This is a genomic window from Fusibacter sp. QWL-12, from assembly GCF_058683495.1.
In genome coordinates, this window is sequence record NZ_CM178745.1 from 2479982 (window position 1) to 2504436 (window position 24455).

At 36.3% G+C, this 24455-nt stretch carries 20 protein-coding genes; 16 read left to right on the top strand and 4 right to left on the bottom strand.

Features of this window, described 5'->3' with window-relative positions:
- Positions 1-59 precede the first annotated feature (59 nt).
- The 5 genes from AC4PID_RS12055 (at position 60) to AC4PID_RS12075 (ending at position 8076) form a co-directional block, all read left to right on the top strand.
- Positions 60-713 (top strand): TetR/AcrR family transcriptional regulator, encoded by a 654-nt coding sequence (locus AC4PID_RS12055; RefSeq protein WP_492132248.1) that lies wholly within the window; start codon positions 60-62, stop codon positions 711-713.
- A 30-nt stretch (positions 714-743) separates the two neighbouring features.
- Positions 744-2762: an efflux RND transporter permease subunit gene (locus AC4PID_RS12060; protein ID WP_492132249.1), complete on the top strand. Its 2019-nt coding sequence runs from the start codon at positions 744-746 to the stop codon at positions 2760-2762.
- A gap of 95 nt (positions 2763-2857) precedes the next feature.
- A complete protein-coding gene (locus AC4PID_RS12065) occupies positions 2858-3928 on the top strand; it encodes an S-layer homology domain-containing protein (protein WP_492132250.1) in 1071 nt (356 codons plus the stop codon).
- Between the two features lie 171 nt (positions 3929-4099).
- Entirely contained in the window at positions 4100-5152 is a 1053-nt protein-coding gene (locus AC4PID_RS12070) for an HD domain-containing phosphohydrolase (protein ID WP_492132251.1), read from the top strand.
- Positions 5149-8076, top strand: coding sequence for an ATP-binding protein (locus AC4PID_RS12075; RefSeq protein ID WP_492132252.1), 2928 nt, complete (start codon positions 5149-5151; stop codon positions 8074-8076). Before AC4PID_RS12070 ends, AC4PID_RS12075 begins: the two co-directional genes overlap by 4 nt.
- A gap of 77 nt (positions 8077-8153) precedes the next feature.
- Here the strand turns inward: AC4PID_RS12075 and AC4PID_RS12080 are convergent, their stop codons facing one another.
- On the bottom strand, positions 8154-9050 hold the full coding sequence (locus AC4PID_RS12080; RefSeq protein WP_492132253.1) for a nitroreductase family protein: 897 nt from the start codon (positions 9048-9050) through the stop codon (positions 8154-8156).
- A gap of 70 nt (positions 9051-9120) precedes the next feature.
- The gene (locus AC4PID_RS12085; protein ID WP_492132254.1) at positions 9121-9792 is read right to left on the bottom strand and encodes a TetR/AcrR family transcriptional regulator; all 672 of its coding nucleotides are present in this window, start codon (positions 9790-9792) and stop codon (positions 9121-9123) included.
- A gap of 147 nt (positions 9793-9939) precedes the next feature.
- On the opposite strand from AC4PID_RS12085, the gene AC4PID_RS12090 reads away from it, so the two are divergent.
- From AC4PID_RS12090 to AC4PID_RS12135, 10 genes are all read left to right on the top strand, one after another.
- Positions 9940-11826 carry an OPT family oligopeptide transporter gene (locus tag AC4PID_RS12090; protein WP_492132255.1) on the top strand — a complete coding sequence of 629 codons (1887 nt, stop codon included), beginning with the start codon at positions 9940-9942 and terminating at the stop codon, positions 11824-11826.
- Positions 11827-11870: 44 nt separating this feature from the next.
- Positions 11871-12440, top strand: a complete 570-nt coding sequence (locus AC4PID_RS12095) for a hypothetical protein (protein WP_492132256.1) — start codon at positions 11871-11873, stop codon at positions 12438-12440.
- A gap of 479 nt (positions 12441-12919) precedes the next feature.
- Positions 12920-14833, top strand: coding sequence for an OPT family oligopeptide transporter (locus AC4PID_RS12100; RefSeq protein ID WP_492132257.1), 1914 nt, complete (start codon positions 12920-12922; stop codon positions 14831-14833).
- A 60-nt stretch (positions 14834-14893) separates the two neighbouring features.
- Positions 14894-15244: a PqqD family protein gene (locus AC4PID_RS12105; protein WP_492132258.1), complete on the top strand. Its 351-nt coding sequence runs from the start codon at positions 14894-14896 to the stop codon at positions 15242-15244.
- 36 nt (positions 15245-15280) lie between these two features.
- Positions 15281-15628, top strand: coding sequence for a hypothetical protein (locus AC4PID_RS12110; protein WP_492132259.1), 348 nt, complete (start codon positions 15281-15283; stop codon positions 15626-15628).
- A 1-nt stretch (position 15629) separates the two neighbouring features.
- Positions 15630-17081 carry an aminoacyl-histidine dipeptidase gene (locus AC4PID_RS12115; RefSeq protein WP_492132260.1) on the top strand — a complete coding sequence of 484 codons (1452 nt, stop codon included), beginning with the start codon at positions 15630-15632 and terminating at the stop codon, positions 17079-17081.
- Positions 17082-17375: 294 nt separating this feature from the next.
- Positions 17376-18551, top strand: coding sequence for a cation:proton antiporter (locus tag AC4PID_RS12120; RefSeq protein WP_492132261.1), 1176 nt, complete (start codon positions 17376-17378; stop codon positions 18549-18551).
- A gap of 24 nt (positions 18552-18575) precedes the next feature.
- Positions 18576-18929 carry a hypothetical protein gene (locus AC4PID_RS12125; RefSeq protein WP_492132262.1) on the top strand — a complete coding sequence of 118 codons (354 nt, stop codon included), beginning with the start codon at positions 18576-18578 and terminating at the stop codon, positions 18927-18929.
- 203 nt (positions 18930-19132) lie between these two features.
- The gene (locus AC4PID_RS12130) at positions 19133-21190 is read left to right on the top strand and encodes an LTA synthase family protein (RefSeq protein WP_492132263.1); all 2058 of its coding nucleotides are present in this window, start codon (positions 19133-19135) and stop codon (positions 21188-21190) included.
- 77 nt (positions 21191-21267) lie between these two features.
- On the top strand, positions 21268-22092 hold the full coding sequence (locus AC4PID_RS12135) for a ZIP family metal transporter (RefSeq protein WP_492132264.1): 825 nt from the start codon (positions 21268-21270) through the stop codon (positions 22090-22092).
- A gap of 150 nt (positions 22093-22242) precedes the next feature.
- Here AC4PID_RS12135 and AC4PID_RS12140 read toward each other — a convergent pair whose 3' ends face one another.
- Both AC4PID_RS12140 and AC4PID_RS12145 read right to left on the bottom strand, forming a co-directional pair.
- On the bottom strand, positions 22243-23253 hold the full coding sequence (locus AC4PID_RS12140; RefSeq protein WP_492132265.1) for a hypothetical protein: 1011 nt from the start codon (positions 23251-23253) through the stop codon (positions 22243-22245).
- Between the two features lie 27 nt (positions 23254-23280).
- Entirely contained in the window at positions 23281-23895 is a 615-nt protein-coding gene (locus tag AC4PID_RS12145; RefSeq protein WP_492132266.1) for a metallophosphoesterase family protein, read from the bottom strand.
- A 184-nt stretch (positions 23896-24079) separates the two neighbouring features.
- Between AC4PID_RS12145 and AC4PID_RS12150 the strand changes: the two genes are divergently transcribed.
- Positions 24080-24451 carry a response regulator gene (locus tag AC4PID_RS12150; RefSeq protein ID WP_492132267.1) on the top strand — a complete coding sequence of 124 codons (372 nt, stop codon included), beginning with the start codon at positions 24080-24082 and terminating at the stop codon, positions 24449-24451.
- The last annotated feature ends 4 nt before the right edge of the window (positions 24452-24455 follow it).

Genomic DNA, 24455 nt, shown 5'->3' on the forward strand with positions numbered 1-24455 from the left:
CTCACTTTATTTTTTTTTTATTAAATCTTTAAATTTAATTCCAAAGGAGGACTACAGATTTGGATTTAACTATTTTCGAACAACTACTATCTGAAACCAAACAAACTGCCAAGCAAACAGACAAGCTTTTGCGAATCGACCTATCAGCCATTGAACTCTTTGCTGAAAAAGGGTATGCCAATACAAGTACGAAAGAGATTGCAACTCGTGCTGAAGTCGCAGAAGGAACTATATTTAAGCACTATAGGACAAAGGAAAATCTACTTTTAAATATACTATTAAAATTTTTAAAAGTTCTGATGCCCTCAATGAAGAAAGAAATATTAGAAAAATTATCACAACAAGAGTTTCACACTTTTAGTGAATTTTTTGATTTTTTCTTAAGGAATAGAATTGATTTTATATTAATTAATCGGGATGTTTTTAGAATTTTTGTCAAAGAATTGATCTATAACGATGAACTTAGAACGCTATTATTCGCGAATTCAGCTGCCGACATCGTCGAAGTCATTTATAAGTATTATGATCAGTTTAAAGCGTCTGGTGAATTAAGAGAGGTTGATAATGCAATTATGCTTAAATTCATGTTAAAAACGGTACTCGCCGATGCGGTTTGGACCTTTATGCTAACCGATCATTATCTTAGTTTAGACATCGATCGGTGGATAAAGGAAAGAACAGATGAGTTTCTTCTAGGAATGGGTAACCGATAAAATAGTTCGATAAAAAAGGGGATGTGTCATATGAAAAAATATATTGATTTCATTTATAAGTTTAAAAAGCCACTGATGCTTCTATTTGTCATTATTAATCTCACAGCTATTTATGGTGTTTTTCAACTGAACATTCAAACAAATTTCGACATATTTAAAATTGAAAACAGTCAATACCAAGAAAATATGAATATTTTGACAGATGAGTTCAGCACAAGTGACCAGATGATTATTATGATTAGTAATTATGATGAGGTCACGGATCAGGTGACTCAGTTTGAAGACCAATTGGAAGCAATTGATACGATTAAGTATGTTAAACGCGTTGAATCTACAAATGGTCTTCCAGAGATCGACGCACTAAAAACAACCAAAGAAGTAGAGGGTGTAACTTATGGGATTATAACCGTGTTTCCTAATGAAGACTTTCGATTTGCAGATCTAAAGGATATCGAAACGTTACTAGAGGACAATGCGTTTGATTATGCAATCAGTGGTAATCAGTACATGCAAAATAAGATATTTGATTATTTGCTTTATATCTTACTATTGATTCCACCTTCAGCACTTTTTATACTGTTTAATATCTTCAGATTACAGATGCGCTCAGCAAAAGCAACGCTTCTATCAATTATGCCAGCAGGTATAGCTGCACTATGGACACTGGGGTTTGCTGGCCTTATTGGTAATGAAATCTCAATTCTAACCGTTCTAGCGCCGATTTTTACAATTATCATTGGGAGTGCAGATGGGTTACACTTTATTTCACACGTTCAAGAGCATCTTGAATCAGGTGATGATATGCGATCAAGCTTGACCAAAACGTTAAAAATGGTTGGTATGCCAATGGTTATCACAACAGTAACCTCAGTTGCTGGTTTTATTTCATTATTGTTCATGCAAACCAAAGCCATTTATGACCTTGCGATTTTCGCATCAATTGGGATTACGCTTGCAGGAATCGCAACCTGGTTTATTGTCCCTTTAATTAATAGTTTTGAAAAACTGGACATACACAAAAAGAAAAATACCAAAGGCATTGATATTGATTTAAGAAGATTATGGGGAAAACCAGCCCTTATTCTAACACTTGCCGTTATTGTCATCTCTGTCTATTTCGTTCCAAAAATTCAAACAGAATTTAATCAATTAATGATGTATAAATCGTCGACAGAGGTATCAAAGAGTTTTTCAAAAATTATGGATGTTAATGATGGCACGATTCCAATTTTTGCTCTTGTGCCCTATTCTGGTAACCCATTGTCTAGCGAAACCACCGATTTAGTGAATCGATTCTCAACTGCTATGAAGGATGAAGCTAATGTTACCAAAATTGTTTCGATTAATGAAATTGTAACAGCCATACAAGCGCAAGGTATTACTTTTGACCCGCGTATGCTGATGGGAAGTGATATTGCAAGTGAGTTTGTCAGTGATGCATATGTCAAAGTCATTATCTTTCCAAAGGATTTGAATAATGCAACGATTGAAGAAATAGAGAGCGTTGGGAATGACTTTCCTGAAATTAAACTTGCAGGAACACAATTAACGATGTATGAACTAAATCAATCGATGATTTCAGGACAGAAAATCAGTTTGACGATGGCCTTTATTTTAGTTTTCGCTTTCCTATGGATGAGCCTTAGAAAGTTCATACCAAGCTTTTTAGCATTAATTCCTATTTTGGTAACGACTCTAGCATTGTTTGGTTTTTTAGGACTAACAGGCATATCACTTAACTTGTTTACAACAACTTTGTTTAGCATCACAATTGGTGTTGGAATCGATTATGCAATCCATTACACATCTATCTATCAAGGCTATGTGAGAGAAGGTCTTGATAGTTCAAGAGCAGTTGAAAGAGCGTATCAATTTTCTCAACGACCAATTATAGCGAATGCATTGGGATTTTCAGTTGGTTTAAGCGTCCTCATGTTTTCACCTCTTAAAGTACATTTTTACGTTTCTGCTTTGATGTGGGTATCGATGATTTTATCCTCAATATTAAGTTTAACGCTACTACCTACATTGCTAAAAAAACTCAAATAAAATGTCAATTAAGTCATGTAGATTAATAAAGATGACGCACTATTGAAATGCGAGGAATTTAGGTTATAATGGTCTTACTGATACTGGAGGTAGAAATGACTAAAAAATTAAAAAAACTATTGTTCGTCGTAAGCGTGGTTATGTTAACTTTATCAATGTCAATCTCAATGGCTACTGTGGATCCATTGCTAACAGATAAGCCTTCTGCATGGGCAGAAGTGGAGATCAATACACTTGCATCATATAATCAACTGAATCAAGAGGCTTTCAATAACTATCAGTCAGAAATTACACGACTTGAGTTTATTTATTTAGCGGTAAGACTTTATGAAAATCTAAATCAAACCGAAATTACACCTGATCCTGTGATAACATTTGGCGATACTGAGAACCTATATGCATTAAAAGGTGCAACCGTTGGAATCACGTCCGGTATAGGCAATGGCGACTTTGGACCAGAACAATTACTGACACGTGAACAAATGGCTACGATGATGATGAAGGTTCTAACACTTTCTGGGATAGAACTGGAGAAAACCAATGTGCTTTTTAGCGATGATGCTTTAATAAGTGATTACGCTAAGGAAAGCATATACAAAGCGGCAAATTATGGTGTCATCAACGGCTATAATGGTGCAGTAAATCCAAAAGGTAATGCAAAAGTTGAACAAACGCTATTGGTTTATAAGAATATGTTTGATGCTTTTTCAAAACAAATTCGTCCCTCATTTAAATCAACAGATGAAATGAACGATTATTTAATTGAAAATTATCAAACCCTTGTTTTAAATAATATTACAGTTGGATTTGATAGCTATCAATGTATTGAACTTACTGACGGTGGTTTAGCAATCAATGCAACTGTAGAGAAGAATGGCCTCGTAGAATATTTAAAAGCCGAAGACCAAGGTGCTGTTCAGTTGGCTCTTGAAACCAAGGCACAAGCAGATTTATATAAAACACTTTTCGGTAGAGAGGTAACTTTTAGTATTGTTTACTCTTTCTATCAATCAGCTTATCCGTCAGAATTCGTCGATAATTATCTCTATGATGAATCCGTCGTCTATGACAGAAACTTAGAAAAATGGGCAATATATTTTCCTTTAATTTGTGTTATAACCGATGAACCCTATTATTTTACGTATAAATCTTCCTATTATTATTAGACGGATTATATAAAAGAATATAAATATAAATATAAATGGGACTCATTAGCTTTGATCTTAAGCAGATGAGTTCTTTTTTTTATCCTATAATTTCTATCAGTTCTCCCGAAACAAGCGTAAAAAAAAATTATTGTGGTAAATACATTATAATAGATGAAAAGTGAGGCGCTTATGAACTATTTTGATGCAAAAATATTGATTGTTGATGATCAAGAACCAAATGCTTTGCTCTTAAAAAAAATACTTCAGTCAAAAAAATACAGTCAAATTGACGTGTTAATGGATTCAAGAGAAGTATCTGGATACATAAACCATACAATACCCGACTTGATTTTATTAGATTTAAAAATGCCTTTCATGGATGGGTTTCAAGTAGTCGAGCAATTCAAAGACATACTTGAAACTAACTTTGTACAAGTAATTATGATATCAGCACAAGATGATCATACAAACAAGCTTAGGGCACTAGATTTAGGTGTTATGGACTTTATTGGGAAGCCATTTGACAACATTGAAGTAGTTTTAAGAGTTAATAAGGCGATAGAACTCAAAATGTTACACGAAGCGTTGAAGCAAAAAAATCAAGTGCTTCAGTGCGAAGTGGATGAAAAAGACCAAATGTTACTTGATATGCAGTATGAATTAATAGACAAACTTATGCTGAGTGCGGAGTTTCGAGATCAAACCACAGGTAATCATATTTCACGGATCGGTTGCTTTGCTAGACATCTAGCCAAGTTATGTGGTTTAAGTGAAAGAAATGCAAATCTGCTTTTTCATGCTAGCAAGTTGCATGATATCGGAAAAATTGGTATTCCTGACGATGTTCTGCTCAAGCCAGATACTTTGACTGAAAATGAAATGAGGATTATGAGAGAACATACAACTAAGGGAGCAAAGATTTTAAGTGGTAGCCAATCAGAAATATTATCGTGTGCTGAAAAAATTGCATTGAATCATCATGAGCGCTGGGATGGCAATGGCTATCCAAATGGCATTCGAGGTGAGGAAATTGATATTTACAGTAGAATCACAAGTGTCTGCGATGTTTTCGATGCGTTACATTCATCAAGACCATATAAGAAAATATGGGAGCATGATGCAATTTTAGATGAGTTAAATCGATTAGCAGGCAGTGCTTTAGATCCAATAATAACAAGAATTTTTATCGATCATATAAACGAGTTTTATCAAATTCAAAGTGAAGTTGAGGGATGCTCATGAAGGATAAAAAAGATAAGCAATCCATTCGAAGTTGGCTTTGGGGTTCATTTATCAGGACCGCACTTTTTCCTTTTGTACTTGTTGCAATAGGTTTTGTTCTAGTCTATTTTATGACAAATGCGTGGTCGAGAAATGCGATGGCATCGTTTACTTTTAATGAGGTAAATCAGCAAATGTCGCAGCTTATAGGTGAGAAAGCCAACACTATTGAAAAACAGCTTGAGTCTGTTGGTATAAATGCGAAGATTTTAAGCAAAGGATACAGAGAAGCTTTAGAGACAGAAGAGGGGTTAGACGAGAGTGAGCTAAGTCGATTTGCATTTACTGAAGAAGGGACCTATTACACGACACAGGATACGGTGAATGGTAGTGCAGCTGTTTTTTATAGTGGTTATTACCCAGTTGGCGAACTTGAAAAAATAAAGGTATTAAAGCTACTTAAAACAGAAGATCTGATGAAAGACATCGTCTTATCGCAACCGCTTGCTGCACAAGTCTATCTAAATACTTATGATTCATTAAATATTATTTATCCATATTTTGATGTTATCTCTCAGTATGCGCCTTTGATGAATATTCCATCTTATAACTTCTATTATGAAGCAGATTTAGAACATAATCCTGAAAAAAAAGTCATGTGGACAGACGCATACCTTGATCCAGCTGGACTTGGTTGGATGGCATCAGCTATCGTTCCAGTTTATAACGCTAGTGATTTTTTAGAAGGTGTCGCTGGTATTGATATTACAATAAGTACTTTCACAAATGAAATTTTATCAATGGATGTCCCATATGAAGGGTACCTAATGTTAGTTGCAAAGGACGGTACTATACTTGCATTGCCTCAAGCAGGTGAATCAGACTGGCAGCTTCAGGAACTTGGCGAGCATCATTATGATGAGGCTATATTAAAGGATACCTTCAAACCTGAGAATTTTAATTTTTATAATATACCTGAGATAGAAGCGTTGGCTCCAATTATTGATAATAACGAATCTGGTAATGGTGAAGTGCGCTTAAACGAAAATCTTAAGTTTGTTTCATGGCATACCATCAGTGAAACAGGATGGAAACTGCTGATGATTGTTCCGAAAGATCTTGTTTATTCCGAAGCGACCTTAATTAATAATCAGTTGATTAGAATTGGTTGGATCATCTTATTGGTTATAGTCATTTTATATGCTATCTTATTCACAATTCTGTCTAAAAACGCGAATAAACTGTCGTATGAAATATCATCTCCATTGGTTCAAATCAACAAAATGGTAGCGCGTATAGGCAGTGGAGAATACTATCAAACACCTCCAGACACGCCGGTATTAGAACTTCAAGATACGGCAAATCAGTTATCTTTGATGGGCAATGCACTTGGAGATGCCAATACACAGCTTATGGATATACAAAGGGAATTGAAAAGAAATGAAGCGGATCTTAATGCACTGTTGCACTCAATTGATGACATGATTTTGGAAATTGATGAAGCCGGTAATCTTATCAATCAATGGAACAATACGGTTCTAGTTCATAAAACATACTACGCATCCAATAGTATTAAAAATATTGACAACAAACTAAAGAAAAAAGGGTCGAGCTTATCCAGTGTGCTTTCACAAATAGAAACTACTGGTGAGAGTGCAACCATTGAGTATAGTATTAGTACGGATGTAAGTATCAAATGGTTTCTTGCACGTATTTCAAAGGTGGAAAGTGACGAAAAAAAATATGTAATTTCAGCAAGAGATATTACTCATCAGAAAAATCTTGAGTTTTCCTTGATTGAAGCAAAAGACTTAGCTGAAAATGCCAATCGATCAAAATCACAGTTTCTATCCAATATGAGCCATGAACTTAGAACACCTCTTAATGCGATCATCGGTTTTTCTCAACTGCTTTTAATGTCAGATGAAAACGCATTAGACGACGAGCAAAAGGAAAACGTTGGAGAAATCGAGCATGCAGGAAAACACCTTTTGAAATTAATCAATGAGGTTTTAGATCTTGCAAGAATCGAGTCTGGCAAGATGACAATTTCTTTAGAACCTGTGATTATCAATGAAGTGATGCGTGAAGCAGTAACGATGATAAAGCCAGTTTCCGACCAATATCAGGTTCAGATGGAAACCCAATTTACAGAAAAGGCAAGTGAGTGGGTGATTGCCGATCAAACAAGGCTAAAGCAGGTTTTGATTAATTTAGTGACGAATGCGATTAAATATAACAAACCAAATGGTTTGGTTAAGTTCTATGTGGAACTCAAAGATTCAAAGGTTATGTTCCATGTTGAAGACGATGGTATCGGCATTCCATCCGAGCATCATGAAGCGATATTTAATCCTTTTTATCGACTTAACATGGAGAATAATTTCTTTGTAGAGGGAACGGGTATTGGACTTTCAGTTGCTAAAGAGATGACGGAGCTCATGAAAGGTTCAATTACACTTTCCAGTACGCCAAATGAAGGCAGTCACTTCATTGTAACCCTTCCGAGAGCAGAACTTGAAAATGACCATATAAGCTATTCTCAGGTTATTTCAAATAAAATCATTAAACTAGATTCAATTAAAGTGCTGTATGTGGAAGATAATGTTGCCAATTTAAAGTTGATGCAAAAAATCATCGAAAACATGGACGGCGTGACTTTAATTCAGACACAATTTGGAGAACAAGCAGTGGCATTGGCGCTTGCTGAATTACCTGATGTTATCTTGTTAGATTTGAATTTACCAGACATAGATGGTTTTGAAGTGTTAAAGAGAATCAAGAAAGAAGAAAGACTAATAGATATACCAACGATTGCTTTAACTGCCTATGCCATGCCCGAAGATCAAGCTAAGGTCAAATTGGCAGGATTTGATAGCTTTATACCAAAGCCAATAGAAATTGAGTATTTTATTTCTGAGTTAGAACGATTAACGAAAAAATAGATTTATGAAACACAAATAAAGTAATGAAACACAAATAAAGAAGAGCCAAAGACAAAATTCGTCTTTGGCTCTATTCATTAATAGAGATACCTTCCAACTACTTTATAATTAGGCGGTAGTTCTTCTGATAAATCTAAATTATCAAATTGCCAGTGACCTGAGAAGCCTGACGAGTTGAGTCCTACTTCAAAATAGAGCATGCCAATTCCCGCATCTAAGCACTTAATCGACTCAGGAACAAAATCGGGTTGATACATAATCATATAAATATTACCGCTTTGAATCAAGAAATGCCAAGGCTGTAGATTTTTATAAGAAGGTGCATAACGCATATAGAAAATTGGACGATTTAGTCCGTATTGTTCAATTTTATTGAGACTTGGTACATCGTTAAAGCTATCAAAATGTGTCATTTCCATAATGGATTTGTGTGCCCGTACTGGACCCTGATCTGCTTTTATGTCGATATTTGGATAACCGAGTTCGGTTAAAGTTGACAGATTACCTGGCCTAGATGAAGCATATATGGTGGACTGTTTAAACTCACGTTTTGGATAGCCTATGGCGATGAGTGCCACAATTTCTTTTGGAGAATGAATCCCCAAATTAACTTTTAAGGATTCGGTATCCTTTACTTCTATCCAACAGAAACCAATGTCTCTTTTAATGGCTTTTAGGATAAACCACTCGCCAATATAACCAGCTAGCTTATAGCTTAAATCGTGTGCATCGGCATAGACAGCATAGTAGTGTGGTGCATGAATCATGATTCCAAAATATCCAGCCAGACCTTCGAGTTTTGGTGCTATTTCAAAACCATTTTCGATAAATTTAAATTCTACACCTGAGGTTTTAATCAGATCAGGTGGTGATTCCCACAACCCATCAAGATATCTTTTGTCTTCGTCTGTTAGCGGATAATGCTTAAAATCTCTGGTGGAATGTCTCTTTTCTACTAAATACATATCGTTCATGGAAACCTCCTCAAAGTGTAACTATATTTTATAGTTACCCTTATGAAAGGCTTACAATCATGAAAGCGTATTACCATTTTCTAGCGAGGTCAATGCTCTTATAATCCAAAATTTTACGTTTTTTATTCGTCGTCTCTGCTTTAATGTTCTCCCAGACAGACTCATATAGTTCTTGTCTTTGTAAGTTGATGTGAGCTTGGCTGTAAAGTGCACTTAATGCAATCATACCTTCAATTCTAGACATCAAGTCAATGGAGACGATCTCTTTATTAATACCATTTTTTATTAGGCTTTGTTTTTGCCCATAGGAAAGAAGTGAAATAAATTTATTCTGTAAATTGTGGTAGTATAGTTCAATCCTTTTCTTAGTCCCTTCTCCTTCAAGACAGCATCTTTGTAAAAAAGTGTTTAAGTTAACAGGATGTAAATGGTTGTTATATACTAGGATAGATAAACCATGATGGAAATCAATGATGCATTCATAAATGGCTTCAATTTGTTCTCTAGGATGCTGATGTGCCCCAATCGATAGCTCTAAGCGATGCTCTAAATCATCCAACAGATAATTGACACATTGGTTGACAATGTCCTCTTTAGATTTAAAGTGATAATAAATTGAAGGCTTTTTTATGCCGATTTGATCAGCGACTGAGTTGAGTGAGGTTTGATCAATACCAACCGTTAAGAAGCTTTGAAGTGCGGTTTTTAAAATTTTATCCTTTGTCTGTGTAAGTTTAGCCATATCTACCTCCCGATAGGTCAATTATATCATCACGTGTGGCCTTTAAAAAATAATATTTTGGAAACAAAACTATACACTTTTAATAAAAAAAGATAAAATAGGTATTACGAGTGAGATTTTTAACGAAGGAGTTTACGTGGGAAGACTATGAATGAAAAATTTAGACCTTTTATACCGGCACATCAGACGGTACCTGAGTTAACTTTTACTTCTATATTATTTGGAATTATTTTGGCACTGGTTTTTGGAGTGGTTAATGCCTATTTGGGGTTAAAAGTAGGGATGACAATAAGTGCTTCAATTCCTGCTGCTGTTGTATCTATGAGTATTACAAGAATCATTATGAAAAGAGATTCTATACTTGAAAACAATATGGTACAAACCATTGGTTCAGCAGGAGAATCTCTGACTGCAGGTGCGATTTTCACCATACCTGCTATGTTTATATGGTCAAAATCAGTTGGTATTGAACCACCTTCGATGCTCTTAATTACATTGATTGGTTTATTCGGTGGTGTTTTAGGGGTTATGTTTATGATCCCTTTAAGAAAAGCGTTAATCGTTAAAGAACATGAGACGCTGCCTTATCCAGAAGGATCTGCATGTGCTGAAGTGCTTTTAGCAGGTGAAGAAGGCGGCGAAAAGGCAAAGGCTACTTTTCAAGGGATGTTAATAGGTAGTGTTTATAAAATTATATCCGATGGGTTGAAAATCATACCCTCAAGAATTGATTGGACGTTAACAAAGCCATTCCAATCCTTTTTCGGATTTGATGCGATGCCTGCACTTATTGGCGTCGGTTTTGTCATCGGCCGAGCTGTTTCTGGATTTATGTTTGCAGGTTCATTGATTGGTTGGTTTGTAATTATCCCTTTGATTTCAATGGTTGGTCAAGGCAATCAGTTGGTTCTATTTCCTTCGGAAATCCCTATTGGGATGCTTTCAAGTGGAGAACTTTGGCATTATTATATCCGTTATATAGGCGCAGGAGCGGTTGCTTTTGGCGGTCTACTAAGTTTAATTAAATCCTTACCTTTAATTTTTGAGACCTTTATCGAATCGATGAGAGAATACAATCATATCCTAGAAGGGAAGAGTTTTTTAAGAACAGATCGTGATTTGCCAATGACAACGGTGGTATTTGTCGTGATCATGTTTACCTTTATGATTGCTTTCTTACCGATTCTAAATGTTGGATTTTATGGCGCGCTATTTGTTGCTGTTTTTGGATTCTTCTTTGCAACTGTATCCTCTAGAATAGTTGGATTAATTGGTAGTTCCTCAAATCCAGTATCGGGTATGACAATTGCAACCTTAATTTTAGCAGCCTTTATGTTCCGATTATTAGGACATACATCTCCTGAGGGGGTCTACGCCGTATTTACAGTGGGTGCAATCATATGTATCATCATCGCAATGGCAGGTGATACGTCACAGGACTTAAAAACAGGCTATCTTGTAGGAGCAACCCCATATAAACAACAGGTTGGCGAGCTGATTGGTGTCCTTGTAATGTCACTTGTGCTCGGTTGGGTACTGACTTTATTTAACGACGCCTGGGAGTTCGGATCTACAGCACTACCAGCACCGCAGGCGACTTTGATTAAAATAATAGTGGAAGGTGTCATGCAAGGCAATTTACCTTGGGCACTGATTTTTATTGGCATAGCTCTTGGTGCCATTTTTGAGTTGTTGAGATTACCTGTTTTACCGGTCGCAATAGGTCTTTACCTTCCTATTCAGTTAACTTCATCAATATTCCTAGGTGGATTGGTTAGAGGATTATTGGATAAGGAAGATGAACGCGTAGATACATTTGAACGCAAGATTAAGATTGATAATGGCATCCTTTTTTCTTCAGGTTTAATTGCTGGAGAAGGCATAATAGGTGTCGTCCTAGCCATTTTCTCAGTTCTTGGAATCAATACTGGACTCGGCATTGACTTAGGTGGCATAGGCACTTTTGTCTGCTTTTCAGCAGTCGTATTTAGCTTAATGAAAGTCTCTGTATTTAAAAAGGTGTATGAGGACTAATAGAACTATTGAGTTAAATAACTGAAAATAATAGAGGTGTTGGAATGAAGTATATGGTTTTTGCAGGTGTAATCATTAACTTGCTTTTTACCTTTTCCTATATTAAAGGTGTGATTAAAGGTACTGTTCAACCCAATCGGATCAGTTGGCTCATGTGGTCCATTGCTCCAATGATTGCCACCGTTGCAGCTATTTCTAATGGTGTAGGATTAGCGGTTATCCCTGTGTTTATGTCAGGATTTACTCCCTTTTTAATTTTCTGTTTGTCATTTGTTAATAAAAAAGCCTATTGGCAGCTTAGCTTAACCGATTATGTTTGTGGTGCTGTATCGATCGTTGCTTTATTGGCGTGGTATTTTACTAAAGAACCAAACTATGCCATTGTATTTTCATTAATAAGTGATGGCTTTGCCGCAGTTCCAACTGTATATAAATCATGGCATCAACCAGAAAGTGAAGAAGTTAGAGCCTATGTTGGTGGTTTTATATTAGCGATGTCTAGTTTCTTTGCAATAACAGATTGGAATTTTAGTTCATTAGCATTTCCGATTTACCTAGTGGGACTCAATGTTATGATTATCTTAGCCTTGACCCGTAAAAAGTGGCAGATTTAACCGCGAATATATTATTTGATTAAAAAGAGACCTATTTTTAGGTCTCTTTTTCAAGTTTGCTTTTCATTAACGGAATTTGACAATTAAAAACGGTGCTTAAAACAATAGTTAAGTAAATTTAACAATTGCATATAAATGCGCATATGCATGAATAAAAAGGCTAGTTATGCATAATTATGAATCTGGGATTTTAGTCATATATTGAAATAATGAAATAATTGTGTTTAGAAGGGTTCTGGGACAGTATTTGACACACCAAAACAGGCAACTACCTAATGGTAGGTAAGTGACATGAACCTTATTCTACCGAGCGGTAGGCAAGCTCAAACGATTGAATTTACTGAATATCGAGTATTTTTTGAAGGTGTTGATTTTTTTTTGAATTCTCATATAATTATCGTTGAGAAGCGCTTCCATATATACGTAGATTGCTGTGCGCAAAGCAATCCATGTCATTTAAGAGTTTGGGAGGTAAACAAATGTCAAACAATAATTCTCAGGAATTTAAACCTTTTATTCCTGCGGACAAAGTGTTACCAGAATTTACTGTGACATCTATTGTGTTGGGGGTTTTATTAGCAATAATCTTTGGAGCAGCAAATGCTTACCTTGGTTTAAGAGTTGGTATGACAATTTCTGCATCTATTCCAGCTGCAGTTATTTCAATGGGTATTATCCGTGGCTTGTTAAAAAAAGAATCTATTCTTGAAAACAACATGGTACAAACAATCGGTTCTGCAGGTGAATCACTTGCTGCTGGTGCAATCTTTACTTTACCAGCAATGTTTATTTGGATGAAAGAATGGGGTATGGGTACACCAAGTATTATGGAAATCACTGCAATTGCACTTTGTGGTGGTATCTTAGGTACATTATTCATGATTCCACTTCGTAAAGCTTTAATCGTAAAAGAACACGGCGTGTTACCTTATCCAGAAGGTACAGCTTGTGCTGAAGTACTATTAGCTGGTGAAGAAGGCGGCGAAAAAGCGGCTGTAACATTTACAGGTCTTGCTGTTGGTGCGCTTTATAAATTCATTGCAGATGGCTTTAAACTTTTCCCAGGTGAAATCGAAATGGAAATCCCTGGCTACAAAGGTGCTGCTATTGGTGCTGACGTTTATCCTGCATTATTAGGTGTTGGTTTTATTATCGGACCTAAAATTTCTGCTTATATGCTTGCCGGCGCTGTTATTGGTTGGTTTGCATTTATTCCAATGATCTTAAATATTGGTAGCATGGGTGAAGTAATCATGTACCCAGCTACAGCACCTATCAGTGAATTAGGTTACTGGGGTGTTTGGAACTACTACATCCGTTACGTAGGTGCTGGTGCAGTTGCGTTCGGTGGTATTTTCAGCTTAATCAAATCGTTACCTCTTATCGTTTCAACTTTTAAAGATGCAATGAAAGATCTTGGCGCTTCTAAAGGTGATAAGAGTACAGCTAGAACAGATCAAGATTTACCGATGACGGTTGTTATTATTGGTTCATTAGCTGTTGTGTTAGCAATGATGATGTTACCATTCGTACCAGTTGGTTTCGGTGGTGGCTTACTCATCGCAATCTTTGGTTTCTTCTTTGCTACAGTTTCATCTAGAATCGTTGGTTTAGTAGGTTCTTCTTCTAACCCAGTTTCTGGTATGACAATTGCAACACTTATTATCACTGCTATCGCATTTAAAGCAACAGGTAATGATGGACAATCAGGTATGATTGCTACTTTAACAGTAGGTGCGATCATCTGTATCATCGCTGCAATGGCAGGAGATACTTCACAAGACTTAAAAACAGGTTTCCTTGTTGGTGCAACTCCTAGAAAACAACAAATTGGTGAAATTATCGGTGCTGTCGCTGCTGCATTAGCAATCGGCTACGTATTAATCCTTCTTAACAATGCATGGGGCTTTGGTTCTTCAGAACTTCCAGCGCCACAAGCAACGTTAATGAGACTTGTTGTTGAGGGTGTTATGGGTGGTAACTTACCATGGGCACTTGTATTTACAGGCGTAGGTGTTGGTTTAGCAATTGAATTACTTGGTTTACCAGTACTTCCAATCGCTATCGGTCTCTACTTACCAATCCACTTATCGACACCAATCATGGTGGGTGGTATTATCAGAGGCTTCTTAGATAAAAAACTTAACAAAGTTGAAGGTAAAGCTGACGAAGAATCAGGCATTAAGCACAAAATTGAATCAGGCATTCTTTATGCATCTGGTTTAATCGCTGGTGAAGGTTTAGTTGGTATCTTACTTGCAGTATTTGCTGTAGTAGGTTTAGATACTGCTCTTGGAATTGACTTAGGTCAAATCGGTGCATTATTATTCTTCATAGCATTATCATATTCACTCATTCACTTCTCTGTGTTCAGAAAATTGAAGAAGCACTAATTAAATAAATAAGTTGAGAGGATAAAAGTTATCCTCTCAACTTCTATCATGAGGTGGACAATGGCTAAAAAGGAAAAAGTAAATTTTTTAGATATCGTACCTAAAAAAAATGAGAAAATCAGGTGGGTTTCTCTTGATTCACAAATCGTACAAATTCAAATTGACAGAAACAGCTGGTTAGATAAAGCCGTTAGACTTTTCTTTAAAACCCCGGCGATGATGAAAATAGATCTTGATCAATATGGCAGTTTTATATGGAATGCAATTGATGGCATAAAGGATTTTGGTGCAATCTCGGAAGAATTTAAAGCACAATTCGGCGACGCTGTAGAACCATTATATGAGCGTATGGGGTCGTATGCCAATATTCTTCGCAATAATAGCTTTATTAAGTTTGATACAAAAGCATAAGCCCGTTTTAGACGATACTTTAAAGGAGAGTATGCTATGTTAATTACTATTTTAGAAATTCTATTTTTCGCTCTTGCGATTACGTTCATAATGGCTTGGGGGACTATCAAAAAACAACGTCAATCTGAAGAAATGGGTTTGAAACTGGTTAAAACCTGTGAGCAGAAGATGATGAAAGCTTTTCAAAAGCAAAATCTTTTGGGGTATTCAGATTTGGTTGAGTCGATCCAGGGGACTAAAGCTTCTTTATTTTGGAGCCGTAAAAAAGCTGTAATTGAGAGTCCTAAAATTGTTGTAGACGCAATTTTAGCAGATTTTATAAACAAAGGTTGGATTATTGAAGGCAAACAAAAAACTTATACATGGGTAAAAGGAGAAAACTAATATGGATTACATCTTAAAAGGATTACAACCTGAAAGCGTGTTTAAGAACTTTGAAGAATTGACTCGAATTCCTAGAGAGTCTGGAAATGAAGCAGGCGTAGCGGATTACTTGGTTAGCTTTGCAAATCAACTAGGATTAGAGGTTATAAAAGAGCCATCCAACAACATTATTATAAAAAAACCAGCGACAAAGGGTTATGAAAATGGACCGACTGTGATCCTTCAAGGACATACCGATATGGTATGTGTGAAGTTAGATGATCTCACATTTGACTTTCTTAAAGAACCTATACCTCTAGTCATTGAAGAGGATTTTGTTAAAACTAAAGGAACTACTCTTGGTGCGGACAATGGTATAGCTGTTGCAATGGCAATGAGTATTCTTGAGTCTACGTCAATAGAGCATCCAAACCTAATTGCACTTTTTACTGTTGCTGAAGAGACGGGCATGGACGGCGTTGTTTCATTAGATCCTGAACATGTAAAGGGAGATATACTTATCAATATGGATTCTGAAGAAGAGGGAACGCTTCTTGCTTCTTGTGCAGGTGGTGTCAATAATATCATTGAATATCCTTTTGAAGAAAAAACTGCAGAGTACTCTAATGCATTTAAAATTGTGGTTCAAGGCTTAAATGGTGGACACTCAGGTATCGAAATTAATAAAAATAGAGCAAATGCGATTAAGCTATTGGGACGACTATTAGCAAATATTGAAGCTAAAATGCCATTTGAAGTAGTAACGATTTCAGGTGGTGAGAAAATGAACGCTATAGCTAAAAGAGCTGAAGTAATCTTACAAGTGGCTCCTGAGCATATATCTACACTTAGCGCTTTGATAAAAGAATCAGAAGAAATGTTTGTAAATGAGTTCATGGCAACAGATGGTGGTATTCAGATCGTCATAACTGAAACTGAAAAAAGCAATAAGGTATTCACTGAAAAAACAAAAAAAGATTTGATTCATATCATTCGTTTAACACCTTTTGGCGTTCAAACTATGAGTGGTGGAATAGAAGGATTGGTTGAGAGCTCAACTAACTTAGGTGTTTTGACACACGAAGCTGAATGCATTCGATTTACAAATGCAGTTAGAAGCTCAGTTAAATCACTTAAGAAAGAAATTAACGAAAGATTTGCTATTATTAGCGAAATGACTGGATCAAAAAATTATTTGGTTTCAGATTATCCAGAATGGCAATATAAATTAGAATCACCTATTAGAGAGTTAATGAAAGACGTCTACGGTGATTTGTTCGGGAAAGAGTTAAAAGTAGATGCTATTCATGCTGGCTTAGAGTGTGGCTTCTTAAAAGAAAAAGTTGGTGACATCGATATGATTTCATTGGGGCCAAACTTATTCGATGTTCACACACCTTTTGAAAAGCTGAGCATTTCTTCTACAGAAAGAACCTTTAAGTTTGTTTGCGAAGTGCTAAAACGCTTAAAATAAGGCAAAGCTGAAAGCAAAATGATTTAGGTAAGTGTAAAACAATCAAGTCAGAAATACACGGAAACTTATAGGGTGAGGTCACAATAAAAGTGGCTTCCCCTTTTTCAGTTGAAGTAAAAGCAATAGACCAATGAAAATTTTCAACTTTGATTCATAATTTTTGTGATAATTTATAAATATTGGCACTTTTCTTGCATATTCGTTTGTATTTGTAATTTGGTTGTACTATAATAGGTGTGTTGATATTTTAAGCGCATAAGAAATTCAAACGAATCAAGTTAAGGAGTGTAAGTTATGAATCCGTTTATCATACTGGGAATTGCACTAATTACGGGTGTAGTTGGCGGAAAAATCATGAACAAGTTTAAGGTACCCGCAGTAGCTGGGTACATCATAGGTGGATTGCTATTAGGGGTTTCAGGTGTCAATATTATAACCGGAGATGCAATTAACCAAATGTCATTTATTAGCGATTTTGCTCTTTGTATCATTGCATTTAACATTGGTAGCGAACTGGAGTTAAGTGTGATCAAACAACTGGGTAAGTCAATTTTTATCATCGCCTTTTTTGAAGCGTTTGGTGCATTTTTCATGGTTACTGCTGCATCGCTCCTTATTACAAAAGACGTAGCAATTTCATTAATTCTTGGAGCTGTTTCAGCTGCTACAGCACCAGCTGCAACTGTTATGGTACTGCGTGAACAGAATGCGCGCGGACCATTAACCAGTACTCTTTTAGGTGTAGTTGCTGTAGACGATGCTATTTGTCTCGTCATCTATGCTATGGCAGCCTCAATTGCAAAAGTGTTCGTTAATAATGAGGTGCTATCACTCAATAAGGTTTTGGTTCTACCACTCACAGAAATTGTATTTTCCTTGGTTGTAGGTGCACTAGTGGGCTTACTCTTAACCGCCTTGATTCAATATTCAAAACGTGATAATGAGCTGTTACCGTTCATCATCGGTGCACTATTATTGTTAGATGGTTTGGCATCTACATTTAGCTTATCACCGCTTTTATCAGCAATGGCTATGGGGATTATGGTTGCAAATACATCACCGCAAAAACACAAAGCCTTTGGCATACTTGAAAGTTTTTCACCACCAATTGTAGCGGCTTTCTTTATACTCGCGGGTGCGCGATTAAACTTTAGCTATATTCCTCAAATCGGAATACTAGGCGTTGCATATTTGTTATTTAGAATATTAGGTAAAGTAACAGGTGCTTCTATAGGTGCTTCTGTATCTAAAGCGCCTCAAACTGTGAAAAAATATATTGGTTTAGGTTTATTATCACAAGTCGGGGTAGCTGTTGGTCTTGCGATAACAGTCAACAGAGAGTTCCCGAACACAGATATTGGTACAATTGTTGTAACAATCCTTCTAGCAACGACGATTGTTACGGAAATAGTCGGTCCAATATCGACAAAGTTCGCTGTTCATAAATCAGGAGAAGGAAACGCTTCTTAATCTGTGTACGACGGGAGGAAAGGTATGAATTACGCATTATTTTTAGTATTAAACGATGTGACAAAACTTAAAAGTATTCATCAAATCTTTTTTAAACTCGGATGTGGTGCGACAACATTAGACAGTGTTGGCATGGGAAAAATCCTTTTAGAAAATCAAATGGAAGTTCCAATTTTTGCGGGCATTAGAAAACTGGTAGAAGGTGACAAGCCTTATAATAAAACCATAGTAAGCGTTATCCACAGTGAAGAAAAAATGAGAAAAGCAGTTAATATGATCAAAGAGGAATTACAAATGGATACTGTTAATAAAAAGGGTGTTGGCTACATCTTTGTATTACCGGTTTTAGAATGTCATGGTTATCAAATTGAAGAGTAATTGATATAAACTGAGATGCTGCAAATAGTTGCAGCATCTTTTTTATTTAGCCACAATCTCGCTTGAGTTAAATTTGAAGGCTCGATGCCTGAAGATTTTTGTTTGGGAATATATAGCAGCATTTAGCATGTCTTGCAAGATTTTTAAAGAAAACTTTGCTATAATGGTAGGGGTATTGAAAATAGCAGATTTAGGAGGCATAAGTGAAAATAATCGAGAAGTGGAAAGCTCTACCTGAGCATTTAAGAGTTTTAACACTATGGTTTGCAATATTTTTCTATTATGAAAGTGCAATTCGGTTAATTAATCATAGAACTTTTTTTACATCTGGTTTGGTATTTGGGCTATTATTTGATGGTGTTTTTGCAGTCTTATTGACTTTGCTTACTTTTGCTTTTAAATCAAGAAAAGCCAGAAGTAGAGTATTTATTATTGAGGCGTTTATTGTAACCTTACTATTTATAACACAAATGGTCTATTTTAAACTGACCAAAACTTATTACACGGCGTATTCAGCCGGGAATACAGGTAAAGTAATGGAGTTTGCAGATATTGGTTTGTCTGCTGCATTATCTAATTGGTATTTTATTCTGGTTTTTTTATTGCCTTCAATTGTGTACGGTTTTTTCAAACATAAGAAAAAATTGCCGACATTTGAAAAAGTAGAGCGAATCTCTTTAAAGGCATTAGGCATTTTGGTTGTAATCGCAATTATACTTCAATTTGGTGGAAGATTTAGTTTGAACTTCACAAGTAAAGACGACAACTCAGCTTATAGCCTATATTACAACATTCAATATCCTGAATTTTCAGTAGAGCGGTTGGGACTGCCGACTTATATGAGAATTGACTTACAGAGGGTTTTGTTTGATTGGGAACCTAAGTTAAGCTATGCCGTAGAGGAAGTGGCCGTTGAAATTCCAACAATTGACGAAATCATTGAGACAACTGATACTACAAAAGAAGTAACGACAGAGGCTACAACTGAAGCGCCTGTAGTTGCCTACAATGCACTTAATATTAATTTTGAAGATCTAATCAATAAAGAAACAGATGAAACGGTTCTTGAAATGCATCAGTATTTTAATGCAATTGAACCTTCTGAAAAAAATGCGTACACAGGTAAATATGAGGGATATAATCTCATATTAATTACTGCAGAAGGCTTTTCAAGACTGGCAGTAAGTGAAAGTTTTACACCTACTTTATATAAATTGGTACATGAAGGGGTTTATTTTGACAACTTTTATACGCCACTTTGGGGCGTGAGCACCTCTGACGGCGAGTATGTTGCAACGACATCACTTATTCCCAAAAGTGGTGTGTGGAGCTATAAAGAGTCTGCCGACAATGCCATGATTTTTGCACTGGGTAACCAGCTGAAGAATTTCGGTTATGTGACAAAAGCGTATCACAATCATACGTATACGTATTATGATCGTCATTTATCTCATCCTAATATGGGTTACGACTATAAAGGGGTTGGAAATGGACTAAACGTAACGCAATCTTGGCCAGAGTCAGATCTTGAGATGATGGAGGTGACGGTTCCCGAGTATATCTCTGAAAAACCCTTTCACACGTATTATATGACAGTTAGTGGTCATATGTTTTATGATTTTAATGGAAATGCTATGAGCTACAAGCATTATGATTTGGTTAAAGACTTGCCGTACTCAGACCATGTTAAGGCGTATTTAGCATGTCAGTACGAACTTGAGTTAGCTATGAAAAGCTTACTCGAACAACTTGAAGCAGCAGGTGAGTTGGATCATACTTTAATTGCATTAAGCGCAGATCACTATCCATATGGATTAACAGTAGATGAAATGAGTGAGTTAGCGGGCCATGACATAGAAGAAAACTTTGAATTATATAAAAATGCATTTATTTTATATACACCAAGTATGACACCATCTGTATATAGTGAACCTGCATCAAGCTTGGATATTTTGCCGACACTTTCAAACCTTTTAGGCATACCATATGACTCAAGACTTTTAATGGGTAGAGATTTGTTTTCTACTACGCCGGCACTCGTCATGTTCAACAACAGAAGCTTTATTACGGATGAAGGCAGATATAATTCAAATACAGGTGAATTTACTCGAGCAGAGGGCAAAGAGGCTTTAGATGAAGAAACACTTGAAGCTTATCGTAAGAAAATTTCAAGTATCATAAACGCTAAGTTCTATTTTTCAGCTAAAATACTCGACATGGATTATTACAGATTGATTGAGCCATTTATCAATAAAAAATAACACCTTAATCTATTTTTAAGTTTAAGTGGGTATGTATCTTGGTATAATGTTCATATCAATATTTAATGGAGGGCATTATGATAGATTTTTTTCTGAAGTTTGATCCGATTGTTCAAGCTTTAATCGGTACTTTATTCACATATGGTGTAACTGCATTAGGTGCTTCATTGGTATTTTTCTTTAAAAGTATTAATAAAACCATCTTAAATGGTATGCTGGGATTTGCAGCTGGTGTTATGATTGCCGCAAGTTTTTGGTCACTTTTGGCACCGGGGATCGCAATGGCTGAAGAGTTAGGACAGGTGGCATGGTTAACTGCTAGTGTCGGGTTTTTATTAGGTGGTGGCTTTCTATACGCAGTGGATAAGCTTTTACCCCATCTACACATGGGCTTAGATACCTCTCAGGCTGAAGGTGTTAAAACGACATGGCAAAGAAGTGTGCTATTGGTTTTGGCAATCACGCTTCATAACATTCCAGAAGGGTTAGCAGTTGGGGTTGCTTTTGGTGCAGCTGCCACTGGCAATTTATCTGGTGCAACGGTAGCTGGTGCGATAGCATTGGCAATAGGGATTGGCCTTCAAAACTTTCCTGAAGGTGCAGCCGTTTCGATTCCATTAAGAAGAGAAGGCTTTAGTAGAACGAAGGCATTTTTATACGGTCAATCTTCTGGCCTAGTGGAACCCATATCTGGTGTTCTTGGCGCAGCAGCAGTACTCTTTATTCGCCCGATCTTACCATATGCGTTAGCGTTTGCAGCTGGTGCAATGATTTATGTTGTTATAGAAGAGTTGATTCCCGAAGCACAGCGTGAAGAAGGTGGATCAAAGACTGATATCGCAACGATTGGAGCGATGGTTGGTTTTTCAGTTATGATGATTCTGGATGTCGCACTGGGTTAATGCGAGGCATTCATACAAAATTAAATCCTATTTCATTCTATTCTTGTCTGGTACAAGAGAGATTGAAATAGGATTTTTTTTACCTAAACAGGTGTATGATAAAAGCCGAAGATGCGATGACTAAATGGTTTTATTATAGATTCCAATAGATTAAGAAGTTCTTGTTTTCATGATCTCATCATCGTAATAAGCCAATTGTTCTCTGCCTTCTTCGCTCAGAGAACATAGAATTTCTGTATGAGATTCTAAGCCAACCTCTTGCCTTGTCTTCATTGATTTTTTCTCTAAAACGTCGTTCCAATCTAGCTTTTTTCGATTGTAATAAACGTCAAAATCGACAATTCTTGTACCTGATTGGGTGTACTCCAAACCCAACAGTAGATATTTGATTTTAACTGGTTCAAAGTAAGTGAAAAACCGAATTCGATACACTTCTATCGACATCAAAAATCGTGGATAATCCTTTGACCAAGATTCACCTAGAACGATACCGACCTCTAGCTCATCTAATATATCCATTAGCTTATCGTAGTGAAGAGAAAATGCACCGTAACGATCATATACTCTGATTTCGATTTCATGCCAATCCTTGTTGCCAAGACCTATGTTCAGATAGCTTAGTGCATGCATCCGAAGTTCCTTTAAATAATGCTCAGAATTGCCTTGTAGCTTAAGTAAGGATTCTCCTAAGTCTGAGAAATTTAAAGTTTTATTTAAAGGCTTATCGGTTAAAGCGAGGATGGTAGATTGGTTATCACCAGCATCTAAAAGGCTCTTGAAACTCCCAATTTCACCGCCTAAATCATCTTGAATTTTATTAATAACTGCCGATTTGTCACCGATTGCTCGCATGATGAGTAATTTTGGTGCTGGACGCATGGAGATAATGGGTGGACGGTCCTCATGAAATAGAAATTGGCAAAGAAAATTGACTGTAGTCATATCTATGACAAGTGCAATATGAATATCTGAGAAATGAACCACTTCTTCCTGAGAGTCGAGGAGATAGAGGATGGTACTGGACTCATTCGCCATATCGAAAGCGACATCAACGTCATAGATAGAAGCAGAAAAGTTTGAAATCAACCAATTTGTAACCGTTTCGACAGAAGCTGTTCGGAGCAATAAGGTGCTAGGGCCACTTCTAATTAATGAGAACATAAAATCTCCTTTCAAGGATTATTTCTGTTATATGCCAATGCCTTTCTTATTTAACCTCGCATCGTCAATTCCCCAAGGGTAGGCGTAGCGGTAAATTTTTAGATCAGTGAGGTCAACGATGTTTAGTGTTGAGATGCCGTTTAAATAAATCGCATCTGATTCTTGAGGTTCTTCTGATAAATCATGACCGTAAAGATATAGGCTCGCATTCAATGACTCAAGGTTTTGAAAATAGTGATCAAAAGCAATCTCATATCCGTGGGTATTTAATTTGAATGGTGAATCGTGTACGAGAATTCTACCCGATTTTGATTGAATATATTCACTTGAATCATGATTGCCTATAGAAATATGAATCTCCTTTGCGCTTGAATATTGCAGAATTTTTAGTAGTGAAAGGACTTCGCGTTCATAGTGTCGAATCGCACCAGGATAAAGCTGTAGTTTAATATTATCGACGAGATCACCTGTGTGAATGATCAGCTCTGGATTGATTAACTTAATAATTCGAGAAAGTTCTGAAAAGAAAATCGATGGTGTATCTGACACGTGTAGTAGAAGAGGGTGCGTCATGTCAATTTCATCGATATCTAAATGTATCTTACCTAGAAGATAATATAAATTCTTCTTAAAATGTATCATGCTCGCTCCTTTTTATCTATTCTAATTACATTATACAGAAAAGTGGTTTAAATTTCAGTATAGGAATCGAAGAAAAGAAATGTTTAATATCCTTATGGGTAGGTAAATATAATACATAAATTGGAATCTGTGTCGCCCATCGCATAGATCATTGTCGATATTGGATGATATTTCGGAGGAAGCTATGACAAGAGTATTGATTGTTGATGATGCAATGTTCATGAGAAAAACCATAAAACGAATACTTGAAGGGAATGGGTATGACGTTGTTGCTGAGGCAGAAAATGGCTATCAAGCGCTCTCGTTATTCGAACAACACAGACCGGATATTATTTCTTTGGACATAACTATGCCTGAACTAGATGGTCTTGAAACTTTAGAAAAGCTTAGGCAAATAAATCCAAATGCTAAAGTTGTAATGGTAACTGCTGTAGGACAAGAAAAACTTGTTAGGGAGGCTATTAAATTAGGCGCAGCATCATTCTTAGTGAAGCCATTTAACGAAGTACAGTTGATCAATGCTTTCCATTCAATTAGTAAAAGACAAGAGGAATGATGTC

What these genes read in the sequence shown, in the direction of transcription:
- AC4PID_RS12060 (WP_492132249.1), top strand. Translation starts at nt 744, where the DNA reads ATGAAAAAATATATTGATTTCATTTATAAGTTTAAAAAGCCACTGATG.
- AC4PID_RS12115 (WP_492132260.1), top strand. Translation starts at nt 15,630, where the DNA reads ATGGATTACATCTTAAAAGGATTACAACCTGAAAGCGTGTTTAAGAAC.
- AC4PID_RS12125 (WP_492132262.1), top strand. Translation starts at nt 18,576, where the DNA reads ATGAATTACGCATTATTTTTAGTATTAAACGATGTGACAAAACTTAAA.
- AC4PID_RS12080 (WP_492132253.1), bottom strand. Translation starts at nt 9,050, where the DNA reads ATGAACGATATGTATTTAGTAGAAAAGAGACATTCCACCAGAGATTTT.
- AC4PID_RS12105 (WP_492132258.1), top strand. Translation starts at nt 14,894, where the DNA reads ATGGCTAAAAAGGAAAAAGTAAATTTTTTAGATATCGTACCTAAAAAA.
- AC4PID_RS12120 (WP_492132261.1), top strand. Translation starts at nt 17,376, where the DNA reads ATGAATCCGTTTATCATACTGGGAATTGCACTAATTACGGGTGTAGTT.
- AC4PID_RS12085 (WP_492132254.1), bottom strand. Translation starts at nt 9,792, where the DNA reads ATGGCTAAACTTACACAGACAAAGGATAAAATTTTAAAAACCGCACTT.
- AC4PID_RS12095 (WP_492132256.1), top strand. Translation starts at nt 11,871, where the DNA reads ATGAAGTATATGGTTTTTGCAGGTGTAATCATTAACTTGCTTTTTACC.
- AC4PID_RS12075 (WP_492132252.1), top strand. Translation starts at nt 5,149, where the DNA reads ATGAAGGATAAAAAAGATAAGCAATCCATTCGAAGTTGGCTTTGGGGT.
- AC4PID_RS12070 (WP_492132251.1), top strand. Translation starts at nt 4,100, where the DNA reads ATGAACTATTTTGATGCAAAAATATTGATTGTTGATGATCAAGAACCA.
- AC4PID_RS12150 (WP_492132267.1), top strand. Translation starts at nt 24,080, where the DNA reads ATGACAAGAGTATTGATTGTTGATGATGCAATGTTCATGAGAAAAACC.
- AC4PID_RS12135 (WP_492132264.1), top strand. Translation starts at nt 21,268, where the DNA reads ATGATAGATTTTTTTCTGAAGTTTGATCCGATTGTTCAAGCTTTAATC.
- AC4PID_RS12145 (WP_492132266.1), bottom strand. Translation starts at nt 23,895, where the DNA reads ATGATACATTTTAAGAAGAATTTATATTATCTTCTAGGTAAGATACAT.
- AC4PID_RS12090 (WP_492132255.1), top strand. Translation starts at nt 9,940, where the DNA reads ATGAATGAAAAATTTAGACCTTTTATACCGGCACATCAGACGGTACCT.
- AC4PID_RS12065 (WP_492132250.1), top strand. Translation starts at nt 2,858, where the DNA reads ATGACTAAAAAATTAAAAAAACTATTGTTCGTCGTAAGCGTGGTTATG.
- AC4PID_RS12110 (WP_492132259.1), top strand. Translation starts at nt 15,281, where the DNA reads ATGTTAATTACTATTTTAGAAATTCTATTTTTCGCTCTTGCGATTACG.
- AC4PID_RS12140 (WP_492132265.1), bottom strand. Translation starts at nt 23,253, where the DNA reads ATGTTCTCATTAATTAGAAGTGGCCCTAGCACCTTATTGCTCCGAACA.
- AC4PID_RS12100 (WP_492132257.1), top strand. Translation starts at nt 12,920, where the DNA reads ATGTCAAACAATAATTCTCAGGAATTTAAACCTTTTATTCCTGCGGAC.